This is a genomic window from Arthrobacter sp. Y3225116 (genome assembly GCF_059091245.1).
This window is the reverse complement of sequence record NZ_JBNHGL010000125.1, coordinates 1-8,672: the sequence shown is the minus strand read 5'-3', so window position 1 is coordinate 8,672 and position 8,672 is coordinate 1. Positions and strand designations below refer to the sequence as shown.

The 8,672-nt window shown below is 67.8% G+C and carries 10 protein-coding genes; 9 read left to right on the top strand and 1 reads right to left on the bottom strand.

The features are described 5' to 3' along the window. The first annotated feature begins 131 nt into the window (after positions 1-131). The 3 genes from AC5RV2_RS11740 (at position 132) to AC5RV2_RS11730 (ending at position 3,424) form a co-directional block, all read left to right on the top strand. The gene (locus AC5RV2_RS11740) at positions 132-416 is read left to right on the top strand and encodes a DUF1540 domain-containing protein (RefSeq protein WP_493977268.1); all 285 of its coding nucleotides are present in this window, start codon (positions 132-134) and stop codon (positions 414-416) included. Between the two features lie 412 nt (positions 417-828). Beyond that, complete coding sequence (locus AC5RV2_RS11735; protein WP_494092477.1) at positions 829-2,727, top strand: FAD-binding monooxygenase; 1,899 nt, start codon at positions 829-831, stop codon at positions 2,725-2,727. Positions 2,728-2,851: 124 nt separating this feature from the next. Next, entirely contained in the window at positions 2,852-3,424 is a 573-nt protein-coding gene (locus AC5RV2_RS11730) for a CueP family metal-binding protein (protein WP_494092476.1), read from the top strand. 109 nt (positions 3,425-3,533) lie between these two features. Here AC5RV2_RS11730 and AC5RV2_RS11725 read toward each other — a convergent pair whose 3' ends face one another. Next, a complete protein-coding gene (locus AC5RV2_RS11725) occupies positions 3,534-4,205 on the bottom strand; it encodes a DNA alkylation repair protein (protein ID WP_494092475.1) in 672 nt (223 codons plus the stop codon). 385 nt (positions 4,206-4,590) lie between these two features. Here AC5RV2_RS11725 and AC5RV2_RS11720 point away from each other — a divergent pair, with 385 nt between their 5' ends. From AC5RV2_RS11720 to AC5RV2_RS11695, 6 genes are all read left to right on the top strand, one after another. Next, a complete protein-coding gene (locus tag AC5RV2_RS11720) occupies positions 4,591-4,725 on the top strand; it encodes a hypothetical protein (RefSeq protein ID WP_493988910.1) in 135 nt (44 codons plus the stop codon). Between the two features lie 5 nt (positions 4,726-4,730). Next, the gene (locus AC5RV2_RS11715; RefSeq protein ID WP_494092474.1) at positions 4,731-5,876 is read left to right on the top strand and encodes a N(5)-(carboxyethyl)ornithine synthase; all 1,146 of its coding nucleotides are present in this window, start codon (positions 4,731-4,733) and stop codon (positions 5,874-5,876) included. Between the two features lie 179 nt (positions 5,877-6,055). Further along, positions 6,056-6,697 carry an NAD(P)-dependent oxidoreductase gene (locus AC5RV2_RS11710; protein ID WP_494092473.1) on the top strand — a complete coding sequence of 214 codons (642 nt, stop codon included), beginning with the start codon at positions 6,056-6,058 and terminating at the stop codon, positions 6,695-6,697. Between the two features lie 390 nt (positions 6,698-7,087). Beyond that, a complete protein-coding gene (locus tag AC5RV2_RS11705; RefSeq protein ID WP_494092472.1) occupies positions 7,088-7,690 on the top strand; it encodes a dTMP kinase in 603 nt (200 codons plus the stop codon). Positions 7,691-7,787: 97 nt separating this feature from the next. Next, entirely contained in the window at positions 7,788-8,156 is a 369-nt protein-coding gene (locus AC5RV2_RS11700; protein WP_494092471.1) for a hypothetical protein, read from the top strand. After that, the coding region (locus AC5RV2_RS11695) for a hypothetical protein (RefSeq protein ID WP_494092470.1) at positions 8,153-8,672 on the top strand (520 nt) is incomplete at its 3' end. The genes AC5RV2_RS11700 and AC5RV2_RS11695, both read left to right, overlap by 4 nt.

Below are 8,672 nucleotides of genomic sequence, written 5' to 3'. Positions count from 1 at the left end.
CGGCCGGCGCGCCGGCGCGCCGGAATTACCTCACACTCTTATGCCTTTTTGATCGGCCGCAACGCGCCTACCGTAGTGAGTGGAGCCGTTCAACCCGGGGCGGCGCCAGGATGGAAGGAAGTGCCATGACCGTGACTTCACACGTCAGCGAATGCGCAGTGACCAACTGTTCCTTCAACGATCACAGCGAATGCAACGCCGCCGCAATCACCGTGGCGGGCGGCGAGAACCACGCCGAATGCGCCACGTTCATCGATACGGGCGTGCACGGCGGACTCCCCAAGGTGCTGGCCAGCGTCGGCGCCTGCCAGCGGAGCGAGTGCACCCACAACGACCACCTGATGTGCCAGGCACCCGAAGTGCACGTGGGCCCCGGCGCGGACAACGCGGACTGCCTCACGTACGAACACCGGTAATGAGCCCCTCGCCCGGGTTCCGCATACCCCAGGCTCGGCTCCTCATCCGGCGACGCCGGCTTCATCAACACCGCCGTCATCCCCATCGACGGCGGCCAGCCGTACAAGTACTAATCCACACCCGCAGGCGGTGACCGGCACCTCGCCGGAGGGCGATCACCCCGGAGGACGACGGCGGCGCGCGAGCATCGCCGTCGTCGTTCCGTTTAAGGATGCAAGCGCCGTTCGGGCCACGGCCGAACCCGTGACCCCCATGCCCGCCCGGACTACCGCCTGTCGCGCGGGTTACTTGTTAGCTGCGTCATGTTTGCCGTACAGTATCTGCAACCGAACGGTTATTCAGTTATAGAACCCGGTGTTCAAATATAGAACACTGGCGACGGCCGCAGATGCAATAGAAGTGAGGACACCCGTGCAGTTCCACCACCACGGTTACGTATCCGGAGACCCGCGCGTCAAGCCGGCAGCCGGCGTAGGCATCGACCGCCCCGAGGAGCTCCCCGACGAGGTCGACGTGCTCATCGTGGGCTCGGGTCCGGCGGGCATGCTCGCGGCCGCGCAGCTGGCCCAGTTCCCGAACATCACCACGCGGCTGGTGGAGCGCCGGGACGGACGGCTGGTCCTCGGCCAGGCCGACGGCATCCAGGCCCGCAGCGTGGAGACCTTCCAGGCCTTCGGCTTCGCCGAGCGCATCACCGCCGAGGCCTTCTGGCTCACCGAGATGAACTTCTGGCGCCCGGGCACCGAGAACCCCAAGCACATCGTCCGCGGCGGCCGCGCGGTCGACGACGAGATGGGCATCAGCGAGTTCCCGCACCTGATCGTCAACCAGGCGCGCGTGCTGGACTACTTCGCCGAGGTCGCGGCCAACTCGCCCACCCGCCTGACGCCTGACTACGGCTGGGAATTCAAGACCCTCGAGGTGACCGACGAGGGCGACTACCCTGTGAAGGTGACGCTGATCCGCAGCGCCGGCCCGGATGCCGGCACCGAGCGCGTCGTGAACGCCAAGTACGTGGTGGGTTGCGACGGCGCCCGCAGCAAGGTCCGCGCCGCGATCGGCAGCACCCTGGCCGGTGACAGCGCCAACCATGCCTGGGGCGTCATGGACGTGCTGGCCCAGACCGACTTCCCGGACATCCGCACCAAGTGCGCTATCCAGTCGCACGACGGCGGGTCCATCCTGCTGATCCCGCGTGAGGGCGGCTACCTGTTCCGCATGTACGTGGACCTCGGCGTGGTGCCCGACGACGACAACGGCAAGATCCGCCAGACCTCGATCGAGCAGATCATCGCCAAGGCCAACGAGATCATGACCCCGTACACGGTGGACGTGCGCAGCGTCGCCTGGCACAGCGTGTACGAGGTGGGCCACCGCCTCACCGACCGGTTCGACGACCTGCTGCCCGAGGACGTCGGCACCCGCACGCCGCGCGTCTTCATCACCGGCGACGCCTGCCACACGCACAGCGCCAAGGCCGGCCAAGGCATGAACGTCTCCATGCAGGACGGTTTCAACATCGCCTGGAAGCTGGGACACGTGCTGGAGGGCCGCAGCCCGGAGAGCCTGCTCTCCACCTACTCCGCCGAGCGCCAGGTGGTGGCGAAGGACCTCATCGACTTCGACAAGGAATGGTCGACGATGATGGCCAAGAAGCCCGAGGAGTTCGCCGATCCCACGGAGCTCGAGGACTTCTACGTCCGCACCGCCGAATTCCCGGCCGGCTTCATGACCGAGTACGCCCAGTCGATCCTGACCGGCGCGCGCAGCCACCAGGACCTGGCCACCGGCTTCCCCGTCGGCAAGCGCTTCAAGTCCGCCAAGGTCTCCCGCGTCTGCGACACCAACCCGCTGCACTTGGGCCACCTGGCCGAGGCGGACGGGCGGTGGCGCATCTACGTCTTCGCCGACCAGGCGCAGGCCGGAGAGTCCGCGGCTGTGACCAACCTGTCCGAGTGGCTGGTGACCGCACCGGATTCCCCGCTCGCCGCCCGGCCGGAGGGCGCCGACCTCGACGCCTGGTTCGACGTGAAGGTGATCTACCAGCAGCATCACGAGGAGGTGGACATCAACGCCGTGCCCGCCGTGTTCAAGCCCGAGGTGGGCCCGTTCCAGCTGACCAACCTCGAGAAGGTCTTCGGCACCGCCAAGGACGAGGACATCTTCGACGCCCGCGGCATCTCCCGCGACGGCGCCATCGTGGTGGTCCGGCCGGACCAGTACGTGGCGAACGTGCTGCCGCTGTCCGCGACCGCTGAGCTGGCCGAGTTCTTCGCGCCCCTGCTGAAGGCCCGCGAGCCGCAGCACTGATCCACCCTAAAATGGAAGAACGACGACGGCGCTCGAGTGCCGTCGTCGTTCTTTTGTTGAGGACAGATCACCACCGTTGGCCCCGCGCTGCCCACCTGGCGGGCGCGGGAATGAGGAGATGGATATGAAACGGCCCGTTATCGCCGCCGCGGCGCTTGGCCTGATGCTGACTGCCTGTGCCCCGGCCCCCGGGACTACCTCCGCCGGGGAGGCCACGGACGCCGAATTCCTCGCCGGCTTCGGGCTTGAGGAGATGGATGCGGTTGGCATCATCGATCACCTCGACCGGCTGGACACTGCCGAACGGCCCGCCGACTTGATGGCATCTGTCCGGCAGGGCGATTTGCTGCTCACCGACGGCCACCACGAGGTCACACTGGACCTGCCCGCGGACCGTTCCTACATCTCGGTCGCCCCGTATCTCACTCAGACCCACGACTGCTTCTACCACAGCCTGACGACCTGCCTTGGCGAGCTGGGCAACGAGGATATGAGCGTCAAGATCGTCGACGCCGCCACAGGCGAGACGCTGGTGGATGAGCGGACGGAAACCTTCAGCAACGGGTTCGCAGGGTTCTGGGTTCCCGGCGACATCCACGGCACCATCAAGGTAACGTACGACGGGCACTCCGGCTCGACGGACTTTTCCACGACCGACGACAGTGCCACCTGCATCACGGATCTCCGGCTGACCTAAGGACGCGGGGCCCTTGCCGCCCTTCAGGCGGTTCGGACCCGCGGTCCGGCGTCGGCGATCCGGACGTACTACTGCCCGGAAGCCCCTGGACCCACCCGATCCGCTTCCGCTAGCCCTTGGCCTGCCGGCTCACCATCTCGTTGATCCAGCTGGGCGCATACGGGGACGTGCAGTTCGGCGGCGTCGGGTAGTCCTTGAGAACCCCGAGGCGTTCGCCGATGCCGATCGCGCGGGCGCGGTGCTCGGCGTGCTCGATGCCGATCTGGGCGAGGGTGTGGTTCATCGCCCACTGCAGGCGGTCCGGCGCGTCCTGCATCTCCGCCTCGACGGTGTCCAGCAGTCCCTCGAGGTCCAGGCCCTCGGGCTTTTTCGCCACCCGTTCGGTGGTCAGCGCCCACCCGGCACTGGCGACCACCGGGTCCGCGTCGCCGGTCCAGGCCACGCGGAGCTCCTCGGCGTGCGGACTCTTCTTGACCACGTAGTTCACCAGCCAGTCGTGCACCTTGGGGGCGCGCGCCTCGCGCAGCATGGCGTCCAGTTCGCCGCGCCCAAAATCCTTCGGCCGGCAGATCAGCAGGGCCAACAGCCGTGCCGCCGTGCTGCCCGTGGCCCACAGCCCGCACGCCAAATCCTGCTGGGTTTTTAACCGCTTGGCGACAGCGCGCAGCTTGCCGAGGTTCACGCCGTGGTCGTCGCCGCGCTTCTCATTCGCCTCGCGCACCTTCGGGTCCTCAAGCGCGGCCAGCTCCGCCATCACCTCGGTTATCGTCGTCTCGGACATCCACCCTCCCGGTTACTCACGTCTGAGATCCAGCGTAGTGGTGTTTCAATCGCGGGCGCTCAGGTGCTCCAAGCCCCAGTCCCGGCGGTTCCACCATCACGGCCCTCACCAGGTCCTACTCCAAGGGCACCGGCGTCGAAAACGGCCTATATCCGACAGGACGACGACATTATCGGCCCGTTTCGACGTTTTCGGCCGCTGTCGATGGGATCAGGATGCAGAGCTGCCCTTGCCGGCGCATCTTCCCGCTGACGTGCGACAACGTGCACCACCGACGGCCACCAAAGCGCCTGCCTGACGCGGAATGGCGTATGGTCAAGGGTACGGAACAAAATCTTTGTTCCCGTTAGAGCGCAGCATTCTTGCTGGCGCCAAGGAGGCACTCATGGCCGACAAATCTCCCCGACAGACCGCTTCGAAGAAGTCGGGCAAGTCCATCAAGGAAAAGCGCAGCGACAAGAAGGCCAAGGCCGCCGGCGCCGCAGCCTCGGAGACCCTGACCTCCATCAAGAAGCGCTGAGGCTTTTGACTCTGCTCTCGCTCGGAGTCCTGGCAACGACGCGAAAGCCCGATGAGCGCAGGCTGGCCCTCCATCCTGCGCACATCGAGCGCCTCGACGCCGACCTTCGCGAGCGGATCATCCTCGAACGGGGCTACGGCGAGCGCTTCGGCGTTTCCGACGCGCACCTGGAACAACTGGTGGGACGGATCGCGCCGCGCGAAGAACTCATCGCAGCAGCGGACGTGGTGGTGCTGCCAAAGCCGCAGCCGGAAGACCTTGCCGAACTCCGTGACGGCCAGATCCTCTGGGGCTGGCCGCACTGCGTGCAGGACCGTGCCATCACCCAGCTGGCCATCGACAAGCGGCTGACGCTGATCGCCTTCGAAGCGATGAACCACTGGGCCGCGGACGGCAGATTCGCCCTCCACGTCTTCCACAAGAACAACGAGATGGCCGGCTACTGCTCGGTGCTGCACGCGCTGGAACTGGCAGGATCCACCGGCGACTACGGCCGCCCGCTCACCGCCGTCGTCATTGGTTTCGGCGCCACCGCCCGCGGCGCGGTCACCGCGCTGAACGCGCACGGCATCCACGACGTCCAGGTCCTGACCAACCGCGCGGCGGCCGCCGTTGGCTCCCCGATCCACTCCGCCCGGATCACCCAGTTCGACCAGGACGCCACCGCCCCGCATCTCAGCCACGTCATCACCGACGACGACGGACGGGTGCCGCTGGCTCCGTTCCTCGCGGAGCGGGACATCGTGGTCAATTGCACGCTGCAGGACCCCAACAACCCGCTGATCTACCTCGACGAAGCGGACCTGGACGGCTTCCGCCCGGGCAGCCTGATCGTCGATGTCTCCTGCGACGAAGGCATGGGCTTCAGCTGGGCGAAGATGACGACCTTCGCCGAACCCACCTTCGAGGTCGGCAACCACGTGAGCTACTACGCCGTGGACCACACGCCGTCGTACCTGTGGAATTCCGCGACTTGGGAGATCAGCACGGCCCTGATCCCGTTCCTGCGCACCGTGATGAGCGGACCCGACAGCTGGCTCGAGGACGACACCATCAGCCGGGCCATCGAAATCCGCGAGGGCATCATCGCCAACCCGGCGGTTCTCGCGTTCCAGAACCGCTCGGACGAGTACCCGCACCTGCCTGCTTAACGACGACGACGGCGGGCCGCGGTTGGGCGGTCCGTCGCCTCGGCGACGCTGATGGCGGCTGCGGACCGGGCGGTCGGTTGCCTCGGCGGCACACCGCGCGGAATAAGTTGATGCTTCAATCGATTGCACCAAGCAGAGGCAAAGCCTTTTGAAAGACATCACGCCAACGTAAGGACAGCATGAAGATCGGAATCATCGGAGCCACGGGCAACGCCGGACGCGCCCTCTTCCACGAGTCGGCCAAACGCGGCCACCAGACAACGGCCATCGTCCGGAGCGCCGCCAAGGCCGCGGAGGTCCTGGGCGCGGACGCCGCGGTGCTGGAACGCGACGCCTTCTCCCTCGGCGCCGAAGACCTGGCCGCCTTTGACGTCGTCGTCAATGCCTTCGGCACGGCTCCGCACGAGGCCTACCCGCACGTCGACCTGGCCCGCTCGCTGGTCGAGCTCGCCGGGGAAACCACTCCCCGTCTGGTCTTCATCCTGGGCGCCGGCAGCCTGACCACCGGCGACGACGACCACCTGTTCGTCGAGGACATCCGCAACATCCCCGGCGCCGAGGCGTGGATCTCCATCCCGGAGAACCAGCTGAAGGAACTGGAATACCTGCGCGGTGTCACGGACGTCGACTGGGTCGGGGTGTCCCCCTCGGCGCTGTTCACGCCCGGCGACGCCACCGCCCCGGTGCTGGGTACAGACCGGCTCCTCTATGCCGGCGACGGCGAATCACACACCACCACCGGCACGATGGCCGTGGCCATCCTGGACGAGATCGAAGAGCCCGCGCACCGGCAGACCCGCTTCACGGTCAGCGACAGCTAAACCTCCCCAGCCACAACACGACGGCCGCCCTCACTGGTCCGTGCCCGGGCATCCTGTCCGGTCGCCGGCAGCGCGGCGGCCGTCGTTCGCCGTCTCGACCGGCCCTGTCCACCAGCCCCCGCCCGCTGGAAGATCAGCGCCGCTGCCCGCGGTCGGTCCGGCGTGTACCGGCACCGGCCGGTGCTTTCTTCTGCATGGCCAGCAGCCTCGCCAGCGCGGTTGACCGTTCCCGCCTTCTGCCCCTGCAGCAGTCAGTGCCGCTGTCGTCCTTCTGGCCTGGACCCCCTAGCCTCCTCGGCATGTCTCAGCAAATTCACAGCCCGACCGGGCATCGATCCCGGCCGCGCGTTCGTTGTTGAGGAGACATCACCACAGGAGAGCAGGGAATTTTTGCCCACGGAAACCGGACGCGGCCGGCGGCGGCACTCGCGGAGAACTGTCGTTATCCTCGGCATCGATGGAGCCGGGAAAACGACGGCCGCGGCCTCGCTCGTCGCAGTTGAGCGGGCGGCGGGCCGTTACGCGCAGTTAGTGCGGAACCCGGCCGGACGGCGCTGGCTGTCCCGGAGTGCTGCACGCCTCGGCATCGGCATTACTCCGCGCTGGGCCAACCGGTTCGAGTCGATGGTGCGCATTGTGAACGTGCTGGGTGCCCATCTCCGGGCGGCAGCGTTCCGCGGGACCACTGTGATGGACCGGCACCTGCACTGCCAGCAGGTCCTTCGTGACGTGCGCGGCCTGCCGCCGGGAGGCGTCCTGCCCTGGCTGGTCCGAGTCCTGCCTCGACCAGACGCCGTCGTGCTGCTGGATCTGCCCGCCGAGGCCGCGCACACCCGCATCATCGCGCGGGAGTCGGCGGACTACCTCCGGGCGGCACGTAGCGTCTACCTGCGAAGGGCCGGGTCCTTGGACTGGCAGGTAGTCGACGCGGCCGGGTCCCGCAGCGACGTCCTGCGCCGCGTCATGGAGGCTGTGTCCCCGCCTGCCACTTAGCTGTGCGTCTCCTGGCCCATGGGGAGTCGTCCCCATTCAGTTCCGCGTTCCCGCATGGGACAGTGTGAGCAAACGGTTAAGCGGGAGGGACAGGCGGATGGGCAGCTGGCGGATCAATCCGAGGCAGCTCCACATGATTCTGGTGGACGTGGCCGCGGACGGCCAGTCGCTGGACAAGGCGGCAGGCGACACGGCGGCGGCAGGCGACGAGGCGGCGTCGTCGTTCGGCAGCGCCACGGAGGTGGCCGACGCGTTCGCGGGGTTTTGGTCGCCGCGCCGGGACGTGGGCCACCGGCTTGCGGGCCTCGTGTACAACAAGTCCCGGGTCGTCGCCGAAACGGCCGACCTCTACATCGAGGCGGACGGGCGGATGTCCGACGACGCTGCCGCTTTCGCCGAGTCCCTGAACGCCGGCCACTCGGCCGTCCTCACCCCGCGCGGCTTCGGGCCGGTGCCGGAGCCGTGACGGTGCGGCTGGGCAGCGTCCCGGAGATCAACGTCCCCTGGGACCAGCTCGGCGATGCGGTCCGGGAGATGTCCCTGCGCGCCGCGTCCGCCGCAAACTACCTGGTCGATGCCGGTGCCGCCTGGGCCGGGCTGAGCGTCGCTTATCAGCAACCGGACACCGAACTGGAGGTCCATTCCGCCCTGAACGAGCTGGACGCTCCCACGCGGGAATGGACCGCGGCGCTGGCCGCTGCCCGGGAAGCCGTCACGGCCTTTGTCTCCTCGGGCCGGGCGCTGCAGGCAGAAGCCGAAGAACTCGCGGCGGCACGCCCCGGCCTGGCCCGGGAGCTGAACGGCGCGGATTCACAGGAGGGCGACGAGACGGACCAAGCGGAGCAGCGGGCGGAGGCCTTCAACGGACGGGTCCGCTCCCTGCGGGCCGACTGGCAGGCGCTGGCCGCGGAGACCGCCGCGGTCCTGCGGGCCATCGGCGGCGGAACCGTCGAGTCGCTGCCGCCCACCCCGCTGCCGGCCG

Excerpts from the sequence above, each read along its gene's own strand:
- AC5RV2_RS11730 (WP_494092476.1), top strand. The coding sequence starts at position 2,852 with ATGAAACGGCCCGTTATCGCCGCCGCGGCGCTTGGCCTGATGCTGACT.
- AC5RV2_RS11725 (WP_494092475.1), bottom strand. The coding sequence starts at position 4,205 with ATGTCCGAGACGACGATAACCGAGGTGATGGCGGAGCTGGCCGCGCTT.
- AC5RV2_RS11720 (WP_493988910.1), top strand. The coding sequence starts at position 4,591 with ATGGCCGACAAATCTCCCCGACAGACCGCTTCGAAGAAGTCGGGCAAG.
- AC5RV2_RS11710 (WP_494092473.1), top strand. The coding sequence starts at position 6,056 with ATGAAGATCGGAATCATCGGAGCCACGGGCAACGCCGGACGCGCCCTC.
- AC5RV2_RS11700 (WP_494092471.1), top strand. The coding sequence starts at position 7,788 with ATGGGCAGCTGGCGGATCAATCCGAGGCAGCTCCACATGATTCTGGTG.